The following is a 17,935-nucleotide window of genomic DNA, read 5'->3' on the forward strand; positions in this document are numbered from 1 at the left end:
GATGGCGATCCTGAACTTTGATCGGGCGATATTGTGCACCGTTCGCCGCCATGGTGAACATGGCGCAGTGGTGCGCGTGCTTACGCCCGATAATGGCCTGCTCGCGGGCTATGTGCAGGGCGCAAAATCGCGCGAGCGGCGGCCTTTGTTGCAACCGGGGAATGTGATTTCAGGGCAGATAAGGGGCAGGGTGGCGAGCCAGCTTCCGGCGATGACGCTCGAACTGGCGCACTCGCGCGCACCGCATTATGCCGAGCCGCTGAGCGCTGCCGGGATTGACTGGGCCTGTCTTGCTGTCGGCACCCTGCTGCCCGAGGGTCAGGCCTATCCGGCCATTTACAATGGCTTTGACGCGTTGCTGACGGCGATTACCGCCGCACCCTCGGCGCGGGGCTGGGCCGAGGCGCTGGTCCGTTTCGAACTTCTGCTGCTCTCAGAACTGGGCTTCGGCCTCGATCTGCAGCGCTGTGCCGTGACCGGCAGCGGCCAAAATCTCACCCATGTCAGTCCACGCACCGGGCGTGCGGTCAGTGGCGAGGCGGCAGAGCAATATCGCAAGCAGTTGCTGCCGCTGCCCCCCTTTCTGATCGGTAATGCACCGGCAGATGCCCAAAGCCTGCGCGATGGTCTGAGGCTGACCGGGCATTTTCTTGATCGCTATTTCTTTGCCGGCGCACGGAAAAACCCTATGCAAAGCCGCGAACGTCTGGTGGAACGGTTGCACGCGGCGTTGGCCTAGGAACGACAGGACGGAATATGCATATTGCGGTGCTCGCCGGAGACGGCATTGGGCAGGAAATCATGGTCGAGGCGGTGCGCGTGCTCGAGGCACTCGATCTGCCTGACCTGCAGCTGGACCATGCCGATGTCGGTGGTATCGCCTATCGCAACCATGGCCATCCGCTGCCGCCCGAAACGCTCGATCTGGCCAAGGCATCCGATGCGGTGCTGTTTGGTGCCGTGGGTGATCCCGAACTGGATGGTCTGCGCCGCGAGATGCGGGTGGAGAGCGCTGTGCTGGGCCTGCGCAAAGAATTGCAGCTTTTTGCCAATTTGCGTCCTGCCAAGGCTTTTGCCGGACTGGAGAATCTTTCGGGTCTGAAACCCGAGATCGCCAGCGCCATTGATCTACTGATCGTGCGCGAACTGACCGGCGATGTCTATTTCGGCGAAAAGGGCCAGCGCCAGAGCGATCAGGGCCTGCGCCAGGGTTATGACCTGATGGCCTATGATGAGAGCGAGATTGCCCGCATCGCCCATCTCGCCTTCAAAGCGGCGCAGGGACGCAAGGGCAGGCTGTGCTCGGTCGACAAGGCTAATGTGCTACAAACCTCAGTGCTGTGGCGTGCCGTGGTCGAGGAAGTCGCTGCCGACTATCCCGATGTCGAACTCAGCCATATGTATGTCGACAATGCCGCAATGCAGTTGGTGCGCAACCCGGGCCAGTTTGATGTCATCGTCACCGGCAATCTCTTCGGCGATATCCTCTCCGACCAGGCGAGCATGTGCGTCGGCTCCATCGGCCTGCTCGCCTCGGCTTCGCTGGGCGAGGGCAGTCAGGGACTGTACGAACCAATCCATGGCAGCGCGCCCGACATATCCGGGCAGGGCATCGCCAATCCGATGGCAATGATCCTGTCAGCGGCGATGATGCTGCGCCACAGCTTTGGCGATGAAACCAATGCCCAGCGAATCGAGCAGGCGGTAGCAATGGGGCTGGCCAATGGCATATTGGGCCATGATCTCGGCGGTACCGCATCAACGCGCGATATCGGTGATGCGGTGCTTGCCAATTTGATTGCTTAGAAAGAAAACGGACCATGATTTTTACGGAAAGCGCTTTGCGTGAGGCTGCAGCGCGGGTTCATAGGGATATGATGCCGACGCCTCAAATCCGCTGGCCGATGCTGGAACAGCGTCTGGGGTGCGAGATCTGGGTCAAGCACGAAAATCACGCGCCGACAGGCGCATTCAAGGTACGCGGCGGCATCACCTTTATCGACTGGCTTCGGCATGAGCATCCCGAAGTGCGCGGCATCGTCACCGCGACACGCGGCAATCACGGTCAGAGTCAGGCGCGTGCCGCCAGTGCTGCCGGACTGAAAGCGGTCATCGTTGTTCCCACAGGTAACAGCGCGGAAAAAAATGCCGCGATGCGTGCCTTTGGTGCCGAAGTGATCATATATGGCGATGATTTCGAAGCGGCCCGCACCGAAGCATTACGGCTGGCGGAGGAGCGCAACCTCTTCATGGTGCCAAGCTTTCATGTCGAGCTGGTGCGCGGTGTCGCAAGCTATGCGCTGGAACTGTTCGACGCCGCTGGAGAGCTGGATAGTGTCTATGTCCCGGTTGGCTGTGGTTCGGGAATTTGCGGCGTGATAGCCGTGCGCGATGCCCTGGGGCTCTCCACAGAGGTGGTCGCTATTGCCTCGACCGGTGCTGATGCCATGAAGCGCAGCTTCGATAGTGGCGAAATGTTGCCCGGTGAGCGTGCACAGACTTTTGCTGACGGTGTTGCGGTGCGTGTCCCCGTAGCGGAGGCCTTTGCAATTTACGGCAAGGGGGCTGCCAGATTCGTCGCGGTGGATGATGACGCAGTGGCAGAGGCAATACGTACCTATTGGCATGACACGCATAATCTGGCTGAAGGCGCGGGGGCCTTGCCATTGGCGGCGCTGATGGCCGAAAAAGAGATGCAGGCAGGCAAACGGGTTGGCGTGATATTGTGTGGTGGCAATATAGACACTGACAAGGCTGCCATGGTGCTTGCCGGTCAGACACCACCAGCCTGAATCTGGATAGGGAAAGCCGATGAAACGCAACAGCGGACAAGATCCTGACATTACCAAGAACTGGCGTCCGGCGACGCGGGCGATCCGCGGCGGCACCGCACGCAGCGAATATGGCGAAACCTCCGAGGCGTTGTTCCTGACCTCTGGCTATGCCTATGATTGCGCAGAGGATGCGGCGGCACGCTTTGCCGGTGAACAGCAGGGCATGACCTATAGTCGGTTGCAAAACCCGACGGTGGAGATGCTTGAGCAGCGTATTGCACTTATGGAAGGCGCGGAAGCCGTGCGCTGTACCGCCAGCGGCATGGCGGCGATGACCGCCGCGTTGCTGTGCCAGTTGCAGGCGGGTGATCATGTTGTTGCAAGCAGGGCGTTGTTCGGTTCCTGCCGTTGGCTCATCGATACATTGCTGCCCAAATTCGGCATCGCGACGACGGTGATTGATGGGCGGGATGTGGCCCAATGGGAAGCCGCGATCCGCCCGGCAACCAGGGTGTTTTTCTTCGAAACGCCTGCAAATCCGACGATGGATGTTATCGATCTAGAGGCGGTCTGCGGCCTGGCGAGGCAGCATGGCATAACCACCGTTGTCGACAATGCCTTTGCCACCAATGTGCTGCAGCGGCCGATGGAATTTGGCGCAGATGTTGTTGCCTATAGCGCCACCAAAATGATGGACGGGCAAGGCCGGGTGCTCGCCGGGGCGATTTGCGGCAGTGCGGAGTTTGTCGACGAGACGCTGTTGCCGTTTTTGCGCAATACCGGGCCGACATTGAGTGCCTTCAACGCCTGGGTGGTGCTCAAGGGGCTGGAAACATTGTCACTGCGCATCCACAGGCAGAGTGAAAATGCCTTGAAAGCGGCACGGTTTCTCGAGGAGCGGGTAGCGCGCGTCAATTACCCTGCATTGCAAAGCCATCCGCAGCACAATCTGGCGATGCGCCAGATGGACGCCGTTGGACCGATCTTCTCACTCTATCTTGGCGGAGGTCGCGAGCGGGCGCATAAGGTGCTGAACGCGCTGAGTCTGATCGATATATCCAATAATATCGGTGACAGTCGATCACTGATGACGCATCCGGCCTCAACCACCCATTCGGGCATGGCCGAGGCAGACCGTCTTGAAGTCGGTATCAGTGAGGACATGTTGCGGCTCAATGTCGGGCTGGAGGATATCGAGGATATTCTTGAAGATTTGGATCAGGCTCTTTCCAGAGCCGGACTTTGACGCCATATTGAGCCTATCGATTCTGACGGAAAGAGCATGCTGAACCTGTTCGATCATGATGCCGAGACTGAAGGCGTGGTTATCCGCGTCGCCGTCAGCTTTTTGCCCGAACAGTCGCGCAGCGAAGCCTCGCGCTGGTTCTGGGCCTATCATATCCGTATCGAAAACCATTCCGATCAGGCGGTCAAGCTGCTGACGCGCCACTGGCTCATTACCGATGGCCGGGGTGGCCAACACCATGTCGATGGCGAAGGCGTGGTTGGTGAACAGCCCTATCTCAAGCCGGGTGATTCCCACGATTATGTCTCTGGCTGCCCGCTCAACACCCCGACCGGGCGGATGGAGGGCGTGTTCCGCATGATCCGTGATGACCAGACGATCATCAATGCGGAAATCCCGCGCTTTCCGCTGGTGGCTCCTGCGGTCGCGCGATGAAGCGGACGCATTTGCCGCTGAACGGCTTGCGCGTCTTCGATGCCGCAGCGCGCCATCTCAGCTTCACCCGTGCCGCTGATGAACTGGCGGTCACCCCGGCCGCTGTCGGCCAGCAGATTCGTGCGCTTGAGGATATGTTGGGCGTGGTGCTGTTCCGCCGTACCCCAAAGGGGCTGGAGCTGACCGATGAGGCTGAAGCGGGCCTCGATTCGTTGCGCGGCGGCTTTTTGCAGTTCGAGGAATCGGTGCGCGCAATGCAGGCGGGCCAATCGAGCTATCGTCTGACCATCTCGGTGCCGCGCGATTTTGCTGTAAAATGGCTGCAAGAGCGTCTGGTTGCCTTTGCTGAGGCTAATCCCGATATCCGCTATGCGCTGGTCTCCGAAGAACAGGGCGCTGATTTTACCGAGGCCAATCTCGATGTCGCCATCCGGCTGTGCGACGGGCCGGGTGAGCATGAGGGCGTGCAGCTAGGCGATGCGCAGTTCGTCTGTGTCGCTGCTCCGGATTATGATGGCGATGCACAGATCAGCTGGCCTGGGGCACAGCGCGACCAGAAGCGCGAAAATGCCGCCAAGGCCGAAGACGAGGGCAAGGATGTGCCGTTTCTCAAGGTTGCCGATGCCGGACTGGCGCTCGAAATGGCGGCTGCTGGCCTCGGTTATGCCACTGTGCCGGTACTGTTGGCGGACAAGGATCTGGCGGCGGGCCGGATCGAGGTGTTTGCCAAGGCACGGCCATCGCGTCGTGCCTATTGGCTGATCGCGCCGCTGCCGCAATGGCGCCAGAAAAAAGTGCGGGCGCTGGTTGAGGCGCTGACTGCATAATGAAGGTGCCAAAGCTGCCGAAGCAGATAGTGCTCGACCGGCTGATCCTGCGTTTCCTGCGACCCGACGATGCCGAAAGTCTGCATGTCGCGCTGAGTGATGCTGCTGTCATGCGCTATTGGTCGACAGGCCCGCATGACACGCTGGCTCAGACACGTAGCTATATTGCCGGAAATATGCCTGATGGGGAATATCCGGCTCTGGGTATTGCCGAGCGCGCCAAAGGTCCGGATGCGCCAGCCATAGGATGGGTTTCGCTATGGGAAAAGCGCGACGGCATTGGCGAGATTGGCTACATTCTGCGGCCTGATTGCAGGGGCAAGGGCTATGCACGGGAAGCTGTGGCCACAGTAATCGACTATGGCTTCGCATCACAGGGTTACCGCAAGATTGCAGCGGATATTGATCCGGATAACAGACCGTCGTTGCGTTTGCTCGAAGCTTTGGGCTTTAAGCAGGAAGGTGTTTTGCGTGCCCATTGGCAAACGCATATCGGCATCCGCGATTCGGTGATGATGGGCTTGCTAGAAAGTGAATGGCAGGAGCGTGCTAGCGTTCCGCCAGGAGATTGAGCAGCCGGGTCATCAGCGCGACGAAATCGCCTTCGCGAACAGGGTCGTCGCGATCATTCCAGTGCGCCGCAACGGCATAATCGGCGCCGGAACGTGCGCGCAGCAGGAAATTCATCGACATCACCCCAGTCTCCGAGCCGCCCTTATAGCCGAGATAGCGCCAGTTCGCGGCGCTGTCTGTGCCGATGCCGGGGTTCAGCGCCATGATGGTCTTTGTCTCGGTGCTCGCCTCGCGCCGCAAATAGTCGAGCAGACGTGCAATATCCGCAGCACTGGCAAACCATTCGATACTGTCGATATGGCGCGGTCGTGCGGTGACCGCGGCAAAGTCGATCCGTTCGAGCGCCAATGCATCGCCATTGCGCCGCAATATCCGTGAGCGCCGGTCACGGTCGGCGCGCAGATATTGCCGCCGCAGATCATTATTGGCCGGGCTTTTCAACGCGGTCATCTCGCGCGTCATCAGAAATGGCCGCAACGCATCGGGGTTGTGATGGCCGCTGCGGCGAACCATCGCGGCCAGCCTGTCCTGGCCGATAACCCGGATCAGCGTATCGGTAGCGCTGTTGTCGCTGACCGATATCATCAATGTTGCCAAGGTATGCAGCGTTACCGGGCTGGCATCGGGCCAATCCTGGCTGATGCCCGAAGGGTGCGATTTGGGGCCGAGTGTCACGACATCGCTCCAGCGGCGTTCTCCGGCGCGGATGGAACGGTCGAGTTCGGCAAGAATGTAGAGCTTCATCGTCGAGGCAATGGCGTAGAGGCCATCAGGGTCGATCGCGGCCAGGGGGACGGCGCTGTCATCATCGAGGCGCTGAACAATCAGTCCCTGCTGCCCGGGCAGAGCATCAATCGCCGCCACCACGGCGGCAATGGTCTCGCCGCTGCTCTCAAAATCGGTGATACGCAAGCCGGTGATGCGATAGGGATAGCCAGGCTCGATCTCCAACCGCGCTGTGGCGATGGAGCGGGTAAAGGCGATTTTCATCACCGCACCTGTGCTGCCGACCGGAGTGAAGGACAATATCTGCTGCGGTCGGCCATGCTGGCTGATAATCTGGCGGGTAAAGGCGCGAAATTCGTCGGGCGGTACCGCGTTGAGAAAGTTGGCGTTAAATACCTGTGCCTCTATTTGCTCACCATTGAGCAGCCGCAGGACATCGGTAGCGCGCCGTTGCAGCGCGCTGGACAGTGCCGCGTCCTGACCGGCGCTTTGCGCCGTAGCCGGGGCGGTCAGCGTCGATAGGCAGAATATGGCGGCGAAGAGCGCACAGAACGCTGCCCGGAAGCGATCAGGCGTCGATCGCTTCACGGTCCACCTGAGCAGCATGATCCTGAATGAAGCGGAAACGGTGCTCCGGATTGCGTCCCATCAGCTGATCAATAAGCTCGCGGGTTGGCCCCAGATCCTGATAGTCACGCGGCAGCTTGATTTCGAGCAAGGTGCGTGTTGCCGGGTCCATGGTGGTTTCGCGCAGCTGGGACGGGTTCATCTCGCCCAGTCCCTTGAAGCGGCTGACTTCGACCTTTTTGCCCTTGAACAGTGTTGCTTCCATTTCCTCACGCTGGGCCTCATCCTTGGCATAGGCGCTGGTGCCGCCGGCGGAGAGGCGGAAGAGCGGTGGCTGGGCCAGGAACACATGGCCGTTCTTCACCACATCGGTCATTTCCTGGAAGAAGAACGTCATCAACAGCGTGGCGATATGCGCGCCATCGACATCCGCATCGGTCATGATGATGATGCGGTCATAGCGCAGATCGACGGCGTTGCAGTCCTTGCCGGTGCCGCATCCCAGCGCCTGCACCAGATCGGCAATTTCCTGATTGGCGAGGATCTTCGCCCGTGTTGCCGAAGCGACATTGAGGATTTTTCCACGGATCGGCAGGATTGCCTGGGTATCGCGATTACGTGCCTGCTTGCCCGATCCGCTGGCGCTGTCTCCCTCGACGATGAACAATTCGGTCGGTTCATCGCCCTTGCCGGTACAGTCGATGAGCTTGCCCGGCAGGCGCAGCTTGCGCGCCGAGGTTGCGGTTTTGCGCTTGATGTCACGTTCGGCCTTGCGCTTGAGACGCTCTTCCATCCGTTCCATCACCAGTCCGAGCAATGCTTTGCCGCGATCCATATTGTCCGAGAGGAAATGATCAAAATGGTCGCGCACGGCATTTTCGACCAGCCTGGCGGCATTAGCCGAAGTCAGCCGGTCCTTGGTCTGGCTCTGGAATTGCGGGTCGCGGATGAACACCGAGAGCATCAACTCTGCACCTGACATCATGTCATCGGCAACAAGGCCGCTGGCCTTTTTGACCCCGACCAGCTCGCCAAAACTGCGCATGCCCTTGAGCAAAGCCGCGCGCAGGCCATTTTCATGGGTTCCGCCATCCGGCGTAGGGATGGTGTTGCAATACCAGCTATGGCTGCCCTCGCTCCATAGCGGCCACCCAACCGCCCATTCGACCCGCCCTTCGCTATCGGGAAAATCCTGGCGGCCATGGAAGAACTCGGTTGTTGCGCATTCGCGGGTGCCAAGCTGCTCGCGCAGATGATCGGCCAGGCCACCGGGGAAACGGAATGTCGCTTCTTCGGGGACATCCTCACTGGCGAGGTCAGCGGCGCAGCGCCAGCGTATCTCTACTCCAGCGAAGAGATAGGCCTTTGAGCGGGCCAGTTTGAAAAGCCTGGCCGGTTTGAACTTCGCCTTTTCACCGAAAATCTCGCTATCGGGCACAAAATTGATCGTGGTGCCACGGCGATTGGGCGCAGCACCTGCCCTGGTCAGGGCTGTGAGCGGCTTGCCGCGCGCATAATCCTGTACATGCAGCATCTTGTCGCGCGCCACCTCGACCCGCATTTGCGACGACAGGGCATTGACCACCGAGACACCGACACCGTGCAGACCGCCGCTGGTGGCGTAAGCCTTGTTGCTGAACTTGCCGCCCGAATGCAGCGTGGTCAGAATGACCTCCAGCGCCGATTTGTCGGGAAATTTGGGATGCGGATCGACCGGGATACCACGGCCATTGTCGGCGATGGTCAGGCTGTTCCCCTCATCAAGGGTGATCTCGATCCGCGTCGCATGGCCAGCCACTGCCTCGTCCATGCTGTTGTCGATCACTTCGGCGGCGAGATGGTGCAGCGCGCGCTCATCAATGCCCCCGACATACATGCCAGGCCGCTTGCGCACAGGCTCAAGACCCTCGAGCACCTCGATGGCAGAAGCATCATAGCTGTCGGATTTCTGGCCGTCGCGTGGTGCGGTCGAACCGCCGAAAAGATCATCGCTCATGCCCATTGCATACCGTCCGTGGTCCACCGGATGCAAGCGATGTGCGACCCGGTCTCCACAATTTGCGCAGCAATTGTAACATTTCGCGACGTAGCGCCGAATTGCCGGAAGATAACAACCTTATCATCAGGAGGCAGGGTATGCGGAAAAGCGGAAAGTGGGCATTAACGGCCATTGCAGCAGCGGCGATAGTGACGGTTTCGCATCAGGCAGTGGCACAATTCGGACCAGCCCCGATCGAGCAATTTGCCGAATATGACGCGGCCAGCAAAAGCAGTATCGCCTATGACAGCGTCGACACCATATTGGAGGCGTTCGTTGTCGCAGACCGCGACCGCCATGTGGTGCGCTATGGTGTCATCAAGGGTCAGGGTCAGCGGGTGATAGAGAGCCTTGTCGCTGGCTTTGAAAAACTGCCGGTGAGCAAACTGAACCGCGATGAACAGCTTGCCTATTGGCTCAATCTACGCACGCTGATGGTCATCCACGCCACCAGCTCGGCCTATCCCTCGGCCAATCCCAAATCGCTGCTGGCCAGCAATAGCGGCTTTCTCAACACGCAGCTGATCACCATTTCAGGCCAGGATCTCTCGATCAAAGATGTCGACAATATTCTGCTGACCCATTGGAAGGATGAACCGAACCTGGTGTTCGGCCTGATCGTACCGGCAGCAGGCAGCCCCGACTTCCCGACCAGCGCTTTTACCGGGGCTGAGGTGCACCAGCAGCTGGAACAGGCGGGCCGCGATTATATCAACCGCAAGGACGTGGTGAAGGCAAAGAAGGGCAAGGTGACGCTGTCCGAGTTTCTGGTCTGGCATCAGGATCATTTTGGTGGCGAAACAGCAATGGTCGCACATATTCGCGCGCTGGCGCAACCCAAGCTGGCGAGCAAATGGGCCGATATGGCCAGCGTGCAGAGCCGGTTCGACTGGAAGTTGAACGCGTTGCGCGAGCGCAGCCTGGCCTCTGGCGCTGCGGGTCGCCGCGGGGGTGGCTTTGAAGGCGGCGGTTTTGGTGGCAACGGAGCGATTGGCGGCGGTGACCGTTTCGGCGGCGGCTCCTGATCGCAGCTCTGCCGACAGCCGCAGATGCCGCGTCAGCCACTTCTCAGCCTGTCCGTTGGCGCTGCGATCAGTCTCGGTTTTGCCGGGCTGATCGCCTTTTTGGCGCCGCAATTTGCCTGGGACATTGTGCTGCGTGACCGGCCGATTGCGTTTTTCACAATAGTGCTGGTATCGTCTTGCCTGGTTTTTACGGTCTGGTTCTTCTGGGCGAAATCTGGTTTTGCCACTGGCCATGCCGGTTGGAAGAGCAGGCATCTCCTATTGTTGGTCTTTGCGGTGGGCGTCGCAGGACGATTGATCCTGTTGCCCGGGCCGCCGATACTGGAAGACGATCATTATCGCTATTTGTGGGACGGCGCGGTCAGCGCCGAGGGGCTCAACCCCTATGCCCATCCGCCGGCACGCTTTGCCACCGCGCCCGATGTCGAGCGCTTGTCGCAGGCGCTCGGAGTGCGGCCTGATCCGCCGCCGCCGGGTTATGCGAAGCTGGCCGATAACGGCAGGGAAACATTATTGCGGGTCAATAACCCGCATATCGCCACCATCTATCCACCGCCGGTGCAGGCGGTTTTCGCGCTGGCATACAGGCTGGCACCCTTTTCACTGACAGCGCTGAAACTGGTGTTTCTCGGTGCTGAAATACTCGGATTCCTTTTCCTGTGGCTGGCGCTGCGCGGGCTGGGACAGGGGCCATTTGCGCTCAGCCTCTACTGGTGGAACCCGCTGGTACTGAAAGAATTTGCCAATAGCGCGCATATGGATGCACTGCTCATACCGGCATTGGCACTCATCCTGTGGTTGATTGTCGGTCGCAAGGAGAGGCTGGCCGCTGCGGCTGTGGGTATGGCGGCAGCGATCAAATTCTGGCCGGCGATGCTGGTGGCCGCGCTGTTCCGGCGTTCACAGCGCTTCTGGCTGCTGGCACTGATCGGTGGTGCGATCGCTCTGACGCTGACCGCGCCGCAATTACTCGCGCTCGATCGAGAAGCGGGGCTGGTGCGCTATGGTGCCGACTGGCAGCGCAATGCGCTGGTCTTCCCCCTGTTGCAGAGCGCGCTGATATGGGCCGGTGATGCGGCTGCAACCTTGGCACGATTGCTGGTCATTGCAGTTCTGGCATGCATGGCCTTTCTGTTCTGGAATGGTGCAGGCGATGGCCAGTCCGGCCGGCCAGGGCCGTGGCGCGTTCCTATCCCCAAAGATCCGGTCATGCGCGCAGCATTGCTGGTTCTGCTGTTATGCCTGCTGTCGCCAACAGGCTATCCTTGGTACGCTGTATGGCTCTTGCCCTTTGCGGTGCTGCGGCCAACCTGGCTGCTCATTGCGCTGCCCGCCTTTGCCGGTTTCTATTATAGCGATTTTCTGGTTCAGGCAGGGGTGATCGATCAGCGCTGGGCGATGATCCCGGCTCTGCTGTCCGCCGCACCGGCACTGGTTTTGCTGATCCTGCATTTTGTCTCACCCCATATTGTCGAGGAGCCTGTCCATGACATGGCACACCCGTAACGCCGAGCATCGTTGTGTTGTCATTATCCCGGCGCGCGATGAAGCGCCGGCGCTGCGCCAGCTGCTGCCCGAAGTGCCGCTGTGGGTCGATCAGGTCATCGTCGTTGATAATGGTTCTTCTGATGCCACGGCCGAGGTGGCCGCCGGGGCTGGGGCTTTGGTGATCAGCGTTCCCGAACCGGGATATGGTCGTGCCTGCCTTGCCGGTATCGCTGCGGCGCAGGCGCTGGCACCCGATATCATCATCTTCATGGATGGCGACCGCAGCGATGTTCCGGAGCAGATGGCACGTCTGGTGGCACCGATTGCCGATGATGAACGCGACATGGTGATTGGCTCGCGCACATTGGGGGAATGCGAGGCAGGGGCCCTGACGCTGCAGCAATATTTCGGTAACCGCCTTGCCTGCAGCCTGATCCGCCTTTTCTGGGGTCATGGCTATAGCGATCTCGGTCCATTCCGGGCCATTGGCAATGATGCGCTGAGGCAATTGCGGATGCGCGAGGAGACTTTTGGCTGGACCGTCGAGATGCAACTCCGGGCCCTGCAATGCGGTTTTCGGGTTGGCGAAGTGCCGGTGGATTATCGCCGCCGTATTGGTCATTCGAAGATTTCAGGCACGGTGCGCGGCGTGGTTCTGGCGGGCTATTATATCCTGAGGACCATCGGCGTGGCGGCATGGCGCGAGCATATCGTCCGGCGGCGCTGTGACCGGATCGCCAATACCATTGTCGACCCGGCCGAATAGCCCTTTCAGTGTGCGGGCGCTTAGCGTGCCAGATTCAGCGACCAGTCATAATCATAATCATCAATTGTGGTGCGGCCTTTCAGCTTGGCCCTGGTTACCGCATTGCCATAGCGCCGGGCATGGCGCAGCACGGCGTTGGCATTGCTGCCCCAGTCGGACTGGTACCAGTTGAAAATCGATGAGGCGTGCAGCTTCCCGCCGCGGATGCTGAAGGCGCGCGGTGAGTTGATGAAGTCGCGCGCTGCCGCTTCGAGCATCAGGTTAAGCCGCGCCGCAGTATAGGGACGGGTCGCGAGATTGGGGCAGCCGAGCGAGGCGCAGTTGACCGCATAATGGATTCGCACATCCTTCCAGATCGGCCGCAATATGCGGTGTTCAATATCGTTGAGCGAGATCGCAGTGCCGCGTACCTTGAGAACCTTGTCGTCCCAGGGGCCAAGTGTCAGCACGCTGCGGACATTGCGGATCGATTTGACCGGATAGGCCTCGATCACCAGATCGACCGTCTTGGCATTGTAGAGGTTGATCCAATAGGCCATTTGCTGCGGTCTGGTGAGCTTGTCGACATTCACCCCTTCCATCTGCCGGATGTAGCGATTGAGCAGCGTCTTATCGGCGGACGATACCCTGCTGTAGCGCACCCGGATGATGCCATCGCTGCCGCGCACCAGGTTGCGCTTGAGGAAGCTGGCATAGGCGCTGTGATCGACATTGACGGTCTTGGTCTTGGCAGATTTCGTCCAGCGCGCCCATAAATCCTTGCTTGGCGGCCCCAGTTGCGCCGATGCAGGCGCGGCAGCGGCAATGACCATGCCAAAAAACAACAACAGCGACGCGATCCAGCGGTGATGGCTCAGGGTGGAGGAAACGGGAGAAGAACGCACGGCAGGACCTTTCATGACCGGAGACACTCTTTCGGTCATTCGGGGCAAGCTATGCGAAAGTTACGCCCGCATCGGGACGATTGGCTGTCAGCGTACGCGCGGTCCGCCAAAAGGCAGCGGCGGCGGCGGGCGGCGGGTGCCGCGCGGCAACTGTGCCTGATAGGCACGACCGCAATGCTCGACACAATAGGGGAAGCCAGGGTTGACCTTGGCGCCGCAGAAGTGGAAATCCGGTTCACCGGGATGACCAATTGGCCAGCGGCAAATCTTGTCATTTAGGTCGAGCAGACTGGTCTTGTCGGCAATTTCCGGGCTCGGTTTGGCCGGGACCAGACGCCGTGGCGGTGCCGGCGGGATTGGTGCCTGCTGGTCGCCCGGACCCTGACGAAGGAAACCACCCGGGCCAACCGAAACGATTTTCGGCGTTGTGCCGGCACCGTGTGACGGCAAAGGCTGTGACGGGGTAGTCGACGCATTGGCTGCGGGACGGGCTGCTGCCGGCTGGGCTGGTTTGATCGCGGCTTTGGCTGGCTTGGCCGTGCCGGTCTTGACCGTTTTCGTCTTGCGCGGCGGCGCCTTGTCCGCCGTCTTGGTCTTTGCCTTGGTCTTTTTCTTGCCCGATTTTACCGGCGAGGGACGCGATTTCAGTCCGAGCCGATGGGCCTTGCCGATAACCGCGTTGCGGCTGACACCGCCCAGCTCTTCAGCGATCTGGCTCGCGGTATTCCCCTTTTCCCACAACTCCTTGAGCTTATCGATGCGTTCATCGGTCCATGCCATAAATATCTTTGCTTTCTTAGCTCTTGCGCCACTGCCGCGTCGCCGATAGGCGATGCAGCTATGGCGCATCAACAAGATTCTTCCACCCCGTTATCGCCCGGGCAATCTGCCCCGACGCACGGTGCCAGCGAAATCCGTATCCTGCCGCCCGGTGAGGCGCGCATTCATTCGGTTAACTGGCAGGGATTGTCAGCCTTATATATGAAGGAGGTGAGGCGCTTCTTCAAGGTGCAGTTGCAGACAATCTGGGCGCCGTCGATCACCACCTTGCTGTTTCTCATCATCTTTACCGTGGCGCTGGGGCGCGAAGGGCGCATGGTGCTGGGTGTGCCTTTTGCCAGCTTCATTGCTCCCGGCCTTATCGTCATGGCGATGATGCAAAACGCCTTTGCCAATGCCAGCTTCTCGCTGCTCGGTGGCAAGCTGCAGGGCACTATTATCGATTATCTGATGCCGCCGCTTTCGGTTGCCGAGGTCTTGGCGGCACTGGTCGGCGGCGCGATGACTCGCGCGGTGCTGGTCGGTTTTGCCGTGTGGCTGGCGATGTTCATATGGCCCGGCGTCACGGTCCAGGTTCAGTACCTATGGGCGCTGGTCTTCTTCGCGTTGATGGGCGCGCTGATGCTATCCTTTATGGGGGTGATGACCTCTATCTGGGCCGAGAAGTTCGACCATTCGGCGGCGATCACCAATTTCGTTGTCGCGCCACTGTCGCTGCTCTCAGGCACATTCTATGTGATTGACAATCTGGCTCCGGCCTTTCGCGCGATCAGCCAGCTCAATCCGTTCTTCTATGTCATTTCCGGTTTTCGCTACGGCTTTATCGGCGCCAGTGATGCATCGCTGACAACTGGCGTGCTCCTGCTGATCGGCGTCAATGTCGTGCTCGGCACGACATGCTATGCCCTGCTGCGCGCAGGTTGGAAAATCAAAAGCTAGTCGGGCTTATGTGCCAGCGCCTAGTGGCGGCTGCGCAGCTGGTAACGGCCATCGGGCGAACGCGAGAACAGCCCGGCAATGTCGGGATGGCGCACCGGCTCGTCGTCCTGATCAGCAACGAGATTTTGCTGGCTGACATAGGCAATATAACTGCCTTCCTGATTCTCGGCGAGCAGGTGATAGAAGGGCTGGTCCTTTGACGGGCGGATATCTTCGGGAATGGCGGCATACCATTCCTCGCTATTGGCGAAGACCGGGTCAACATCATAAATAAGCCCGCGAAAATCGAACATGCGGTGGCGCACAACATCGCCAATGGAGAATTTGGCAGAGCGAATGGCCGGCATCGCGATAATTTCATCGCGGCTCAGCGGGATGTCACGTTCTTCGGTCATATCCCTAATTTAGGGTTTTTGCATTGCACTGCAAGCATCGCCTCTTGGCAAGCCAGGTTTCTTCGGCTAATGCGCCGCTTCGCTATGCCCGCGCGACCATTTTTTGCGGCATGGCCGTTGCGGAGAGGTGCCGGAGTGGTCGAACGGGGCGGTCTCGAAAACCGTTGTGGGCGCAAGCCTACCCAGGGTTCGAATCCCTGTCTCTCCGCCATTCGCCGCCGATTGTGCGATGCTCCGCTGCGCCGGATTGATGACCGGTCCGCGGACAAAGTCGACAGTTGAACTACATTCAATTGTCGTTCCGAGATGCCGCCAAGAAAATCCCACGCTTCTTGATCTCAAGCGGCAGTCTTCTGGATCGCCCACAGTGTCGGGACCACCGGGCCGTCCATCAGTGCAACTTCCTCAATCTGTCTGGCGACATATTGGTCGATCGCCTCTTTGAGCTCCGGATACAGTTCTACGAGCGCCGTGGCGCGCTTGGGAATGGTCTCGAGCGCAAGCGCATTAAACAACCTTCCGCGAGGGCTTCGTACCCGCCGCGCGACGATTGCATCGCCGAAATGTGTCAGCCCGGCCTCCATCGCTTCCCGTTCGAGATAGTCTTCATAGTCCGCCGACGCAGGCATGCCGTCTTCCAGATATGCATCGTCGATGACGATCCAGCCACCATCGCGCACGACGGCGCGAAGCATGCTCATGGTCTTGACACAATCGCCAAGCACCGGCCCGACCGCGATCATCAGAAGGGCGTCGAAGCGCGCAGGCTTGGCCAGCGACTTGCGCAGATCGGCCGCGACAAATCTACAGCGCCGTTGCAGCCTCGCTTGCTTCGCCGATTGCCGCGCAATCTCGATGAACGGCGGATGACCGTCTACGCCTGTGACCTCGGCCCCGAAATCCCGCGCCACCCGGATCGCTATGTCGCCTCGTCCGCATCCGAGATCCAGAACAGTGCCGCCACTTGGGAAGCCGACTTGGCTCAGCACCTCCACAACGTCGTTTTCCGCGCCACTCAATGACGGCAAGTCCTGAAGCAGATATGGCAAATGCGGCAGCAGGCACTCCGGCGCCTCCATCGCATAAGCCACTTCGTCCAGCAGGGTCCTTGTCACAGTCTTTCTCCGTTAGCTCCTCGTTCTTCCGGATCCAAGTCGGTCCATGAACGTCAGGGTGCAGCTTGATGTTCTCATTGCCGAGAGTCGACCATGTTGAATCTTGCCGAATACCGCAAGCGCCGTGCGCTCGGTGCCGGGATCGTCCTATCGCGAATTGGAGAAGGCGATCAGCCAACAGTGGAACCAAGGACGCTTTACCGAGGGGCCAAGCTGGGGCTCAAAGCCGTCGTAGGGGACACGCGCTTGGAATACGCACCATCAACACACAGGCGTAGTGCGCTGGCGCGCCACTTCGAAAAACCATAAACCGCCGCGCATTCAAGGCTAGCGTTGTTGTAGTGCTATAGCGAAGGAATAGTTCGCATTTTCATCACGCGTGGCCCGCCATGAATTGCCGCGGCCGCCGCTTGCTGAGCTTCACTACGGTTGAGCGCTATTTCGCGCCGCTTTGATCAGGGGGTGAAACTCTAGCTTCGGCAGAAATTGCCGCCGACCCAGCGGCCGTTCCAGCATTTATGGCTGCGTCCGTTTTCGCAGACAGTGGCGCCATCGGAATATTTCTTGTCGTTCCAGTAGCAAATCTCTTTTCTTGTATTGACCGTAAAGCCTTCTTCATCGGGCATTTCATCGATCATCGGAGAGTTTTGCAGGGCTGGATTCTGGGCTTCTACCGCTATGTCCTGTCCGGAGGCTATATCCTCCACGTTCTCGCCAGCGCTTGCCCCGGGTTGTTCAACCTCGGCAGTTTGCGGCTCGCTGCAGGCGAATAGCGCCGCTACACATAGCAGGCTGACCGTTTTTCTGTGTATCATCATGCTCTCCTCCTAATCGTCTTCTCTTCTATGAATCGGCTGCTGCCCATGATGGCGGGCTCTCGCAGGTCAGGGATTGCGCTCAATCGTCATCTTTGCCTTTGTTGCCGCCATTGCTGTCGCGCAGATCGGAAATGGATTCGATCAGAAATGCCGTGGTGAGGCTGAACATGATCAGCCCGTTTGCTGCAGAAAACCCTGACAGCAGGCGCCAGTCCTTGCCGACGATGATGTCGCCGAAGCCGAGCGTGGTGAACGAGACGATCGAAAAATATAGAGCGGTTTCCAGATCATCGAACACGTCGAGCCACAGAAAGGCCATCGCCCATATCCACACAGCGATAACCAGCGCCAGCAACAGCCAGAACACGATTCCCACCAGCCGCAGCATGAAGCGCGACAAGCGGCTGCCATCATTCAGCCAGCTTTTGTAATGCGCGAGAAAACGGATGGCGATGCCGATAAAAACCACCTCGATGACGATGGTAAGACAGATCAGCAGCGATCCAAGGGCGAGCTGGGCGATCATCGGCTCTCATTCC

At 59.5% G+C, this 17,935-nt stretch carries 20 protein-coding genes and 1 tRNA gene; 13 read left to right on the plus strand and 8 right to left on the minus strand.

Annotated elements, in window-relative coordinates:
* The first annotated feature begins 1 nt into the window (after position 1).
* Genes recO through AAFX04_05455 form a run of 7 tightly spaced genes read left to right on the plus strand, consistent with a single transcriptional unit; the run spans position 2 to position 5,854 of the window.
* Entirely contained in the window at positions 2-739 is a 738-nt protein-coding gene (gene recO / locus AAFX04_05425) for a DNA repair protein RecO (protein MEO1044863.1), read from the plus strand.
* Positions 740-756: 17 nt separating this feature from the next.
* Entirely contained in the window at positions 757-1,806 is a 1,050-nt protein-coding gene (gene leuB / locus AAFX04_05430; GenBank protein ID MEO1044864.1) for a 3-isopropylmalate dehydrogenase, read from the plus strand.
* 14 nt (positions 1,807-1,820) lie between these two features.
* Positions 1,821-2,792, plus strand: a complete 972-nt coding sequence (locus AAFX04_05435; protein ID MEO1044865.1) for a threonine dehydratase — start codon at positions 1,821-1,823, stop codon at positions 2,790-2,792.
* A 19-nt stretch (positions 2,793-2,811) separates the two neighbouring features.
* Positions 2,812-4,020: an O-succinylhomoserine sulfhydrylase gene (metZ, locus tag AAFX04_05440; GenBank protein ID MEO1044866.1), complete on the plus strand. Its 1,209-nt coding sequence runs from the start codon at positions 2,812-2,814 to the stop codon at positions 4,018-4,020.
* Between the two features lie 36 nt (positions 4,021-4,056).
* Complete coding sequence (apaG, locus tag AAFX04_05445) at positions 4,057-4,455, plus strand: Co2+/Mg2+ efflux protein ApaG (protein ID MEO1044867.1); 399 nt, start codon at positions 4,057-4,059, stop codon at positions 4,453-4,455.
* Positions 4,452-5,282: a LysR family transcriptional regulator gene (locus AAFX04_05450; protein MEO1044868.1), complete on the plus strand. Its 831-nt coding sequence runs from the start codon at positions 4,452-4,454 to the stop codon at positions 5,280-5,282. The genes apaG and AAFX04_05450 overlap by 4 nt, the downstream gene beginning before the upstream one ends.
* A complete protein-coding gene (locus tag AAFX04_05455; protein MEO1044869.1) occupies positions 5,282-5,854 on the plus strand; it encodes a GNAT family N-acetyltransferase in 573 nt (190 codons plus the stop codon). Before AAFX04_05450 ends, AAFX04_05455 begins: the two co-directional genes overlap by 1 nt.
* On the opposite strand, the gene AAFX04_05460 is transcribed toward AAFX04_05455, so the two are convergent.
* Positions 5,832-7,169 carry a serine hydrolase gene (locus tag AAFX04_05460; GenBank protein MEO1044870.1) on the minus strand — a complete coding sequence of 446 codons (1,338 nt, stop codon included), beginning with the start codon at positions 7,167-7,169 and terminating at the stop codon, positions 5,832-5,834. The genes AAFX04_05455 and AAFX04_05460 overlap by 23 nt on opposite strands.
* The gene (parE, locus tag AAFX04_05465) at positions 7,150-9,144 is read right to left on the minus strand and encodes a DNA topoisomerase IV subunit B (protein ID MEO1044871.1); all 1,995 of its coding nucleotides are present in this window, start codon (positions 9,142-9,144) and stop codon (positions 7,150-7,152) included. The genes AAFX04_05460 and parE overlap by 20 nt, the downstream gene beginning before the upstream one ends.
* 191 nt (positions 9,145-9,335) lie before the next feature.
* Between parE and AAFX04_05470 the strand changes: the two genes are divergently transcribed.
* Genes AAFX04_05470 through AAFX04_05480 form a run of 3 tightly spaced genes read left to right on the plus strand, consistent with a single transcriptional unit; the run spans position 9,336 to position 12,465 of the window.
* Positions 9,336-10,211, plus strand: coding sequence for a DUF547 domain-containing protein (locus AAFX04_05470; GenBank protein ID MEO1044872.1), 876 nt, complete (start codon positions 9,336-9,338; stop codon positions 10,209-10,211).
* A 24-nt stretch (positions 10,212-10,235) separates the two neighbouring features.
* Positions 10,236-11,717, plus strand: coding sequence for a hypothetical protein (locus AAFX04_05475; GenBank protein MEO1044873.1), 1,482 nt, complete (start codon positions 10,236-10,238; stop codon positions 11,715-11,717).
* Positions 11,698-12,465: a glycosyltransferase family 2 protein gene (locus AAFX04_05480; GenBank protein ID MEO1044874.1), complete on the plus strand. Its 768-nt coding sequence runs from the start codon at positions 11,698-11,700 to the stop codon at positions 12,463-12,465. Before AAFX04_05475 ends, AAFX04_05480 begins: the two co-directional genes overlap by 20 nt.
* Positions 12,466-12,485: 20 nt before the next feature.
* On the opposite strand, the gene AAFX04_05485 is transcribed toward AAFX04_05480, so the two are convergent.
* Positions 12,486-13,364, minus strand: a complete 879-nt coding sequence (locus AAFX04_05485) for a DUF547 domain-containing protein (protein MEO1044875.1) — start codon at positions 13,362-13,364, stop codon at positions 12,486-12,488.
* Between the two features lie 72 nt (positions 13,365-13,436).
* Positions 13,437-14,129 carry a GcrA family cell cycle regulator gene (locus AAFX04_05490; GenBank protein MEO1044876.1) on the minus strand — a complete coding sequence of 231 codons (693 nt, stop codon included), beginning with the start codon at positions 14,127-14,129 and terminating at the stop codon, positions 13,437-13,439.
* Positions 14,130-14,189: 60 nt separating this feature from the next.
* Between AAFX04_05490 and AAFX04_05495 the strand changes: the two genes are divergently transcribed.
* Entirely contained in the window at positions 14,190-15,068 is an 879-nt protein-coding gene (locus AAFX04_05495) for an ABC transporter permease (protein ID MEO1044877.1), read from the plus strand.
* Positions 15,069-15,088: 20 nt separating this feature from the next.
* Here AAFX04_05495 and hspQ read toward each other — a convergent pair whose 3' ends face one another.
* On the minus strand, positions 15,089-15,415 hold the full coding sequence (gene hspQ / locus AAFX04_05500; GenBank protein ID MEO1044878.1) for a heat shock protein HspQ: 327 nt from the start codon (positions 15,413-15,415) through the stop codon (positions 15,089-15,091).
* 169 nt (positions 15,416-15,584) lie between these two features.
* Here hspQ and AAFX04_05505 point away from each other — a divergent pair.
* Positions 15,585-15,674 (plus strand) — tRNA-Ser (locus tag AAFX04_05505).
* 127 nt (positions 15,675-15,801) lie between these two features.
* Here AAFX04_05505 and AAFX04_05510 read toward each other — a convergent pair.
* Positions 15,802-16,578 carry a class I SAM-dependent methyltransferase gene (locus tag AAFX04_05510; protein MEO1044879.1) on the minus strand — a complete coding sequence of 259 codons (777 nt, stop codon included), beginning with the start codon at positions 16,576-16,578 and terminating at the stop codon, positions 15,802-15,804.
* Between the two features lie 103 nt (positions 16,579-16,681).
* On the opposite strand from AAFX04_05510, the gene AAFX04_05515 reads away from it, so the two are divergent.
* Positions 16,682-16,813, plus strand: coding sequence for a hypothetical protein (locus AAFX04_05515; GenBank protein MEO1044880.1), 132 nt, complete (start codon positions 16,682-16,684; stop codon positions 16,811-16,813).
* A gap of 235 nt (positions 16,814-17,048) precedes the next feature.
* On the opposite strand, the gene AAFX04_05520 is transcribed toward AAFX04_05515, so the two are convergent.
* Positions 17,049-17,396, minus strand: coding sequence for a DUF1496 domain-containing protein (locus tag AAFX04_05520; GenBank protein ID MEO1044881.1), 348 nt, complete (start codon positions 17,394-17,396; stop codon positions 17,049-17,051).
* Positions 17,397-17,475: 79 nt separating this feature from the next.
* Positions 17,476-17,922: a potassium channel family protein gene (locus AAFX04_05525; GenBank protein MEO1044882.1), complete on the minus strand. Its 447-nt coding sequence runs from the start codon at positions 17,920-17,922 to the stop codon at positions 17,476-17,478.
* Between the last annotated feature and the right edge of the window lie 13 nt (positions 17,923-17,935).

The sequence above is a fragment of the Pseudomonadota bacterium genome, from assembly GCA_039818985.1.
Classification (GTDB): Bacteria; Pseudomonadota; Alphaproteobacteria; order Sphingomonadales; family Sphingomonadaceae; genus Alterisphingorhabdus.

Coding starts and splice junctions, on each gene's coding strand:
- recO (MEO1044863.1), top strand. CDS start 2: ATGGCGATCCTGAACTTTGATCGGGCGATATTGTGCACCGTTCGCCGC.
- leuB (MEO1044864.1), top strand. CDS start 757: ATGCATATTGCGGTGCTCGCCGGAGACGGCATTGGGCAGGAAATCATG.
- AAFX04_05435 (MEO1044865.1), top strand. CDS start 1,821: ATGATTTTTACGGAAAGCGCTTTGCGTGAGGCTGCAGCGCGGGTTCAT.
- metZ (MEO1044866.1), top strand. CDS start 2,812: ATGAAACGCAACAGCGGACAAGATCCTGACATTACCAAGAACTGGCGT.
- apaG (MEO1044867.1), top strand. CDS start 4,057: ATGCTGAACCTGTTCGATCATGATGCCGAGACTGAAGGCGTGGTTATC.
- AAFX04_05450 (MEO1044868.1), top strand. CDS start 4,452: ATGAAGCGGACGCATTTGCCGCTGAACGGCTTGCGCGTCTTCGATGCC.
- AAFX04_05455 (MEO1044869.1), top strand. CDS start 5,282: ATGAAGGTGCCAAAGCTGCCGAAGCAGATAGTGCTCGACCGGCTGATC.
- parE (MEO1044871.1), bottom strand. CDS start 9,144: ATGAGCGATGATCTTTTCGGCGGTTCGACCGCACCACGCGACGGCCAG.
- AAFX04_05475 (MEO1044873.1), top strand. CDS start 10,236: ATGCCGCGTCAGCCACTTCTCAGCCTGTCCGTTGGCGCTGCGATCAGT.
- AAFX04_05480 (MEO1044874.1), top strand. CDS start 11,698: ATGACATGGCACACCCGTAACGCCGAGCATCGTTGTGTTGTCATTATC.
- AAFX04_05485 (MEO1044875.1), bottom strand. CDS start 13,364: ATGAAAGGTCCTGCCGTGCGTTCTTCTCCCGTTTCCTCCACCCTGAGC.
- AAFX04_05490 (MEO1044876.1), bottom strand. CDS start 14,129: ATGGCATGGACCGATGAACGCATCGATAAGCTCAAGGAGTTGTGGGAA.
- AAFX04_05495 (MEO1044877.1), top strand. CDS start 14,190: ATGGCGCATCAACAAGATTCTTCCACCCCGTTATCGCCCGGGCAATCT.
- hspQ (MEO1044878.1), bottom strand. CDS start 15,415: ATGCCGGCCATTCGCTCTGCCAAATTCTCCATTGGCGATGTTGTGCGC.
- AAFX04_05520 (MEO1044881.1), bottom strand. CDS start 17,396: ATGATGATACACAGAAAAACGGTCAGCCTGCTATGTGTAGCGGCGCTA.
- AAFX04_05525 (MEO1044882.1), bottom strand. CDS start 17,922: ATGATCGCCCAGCTCGCCCTTGGATCGCTGCTGATCTGTCTTACCATC.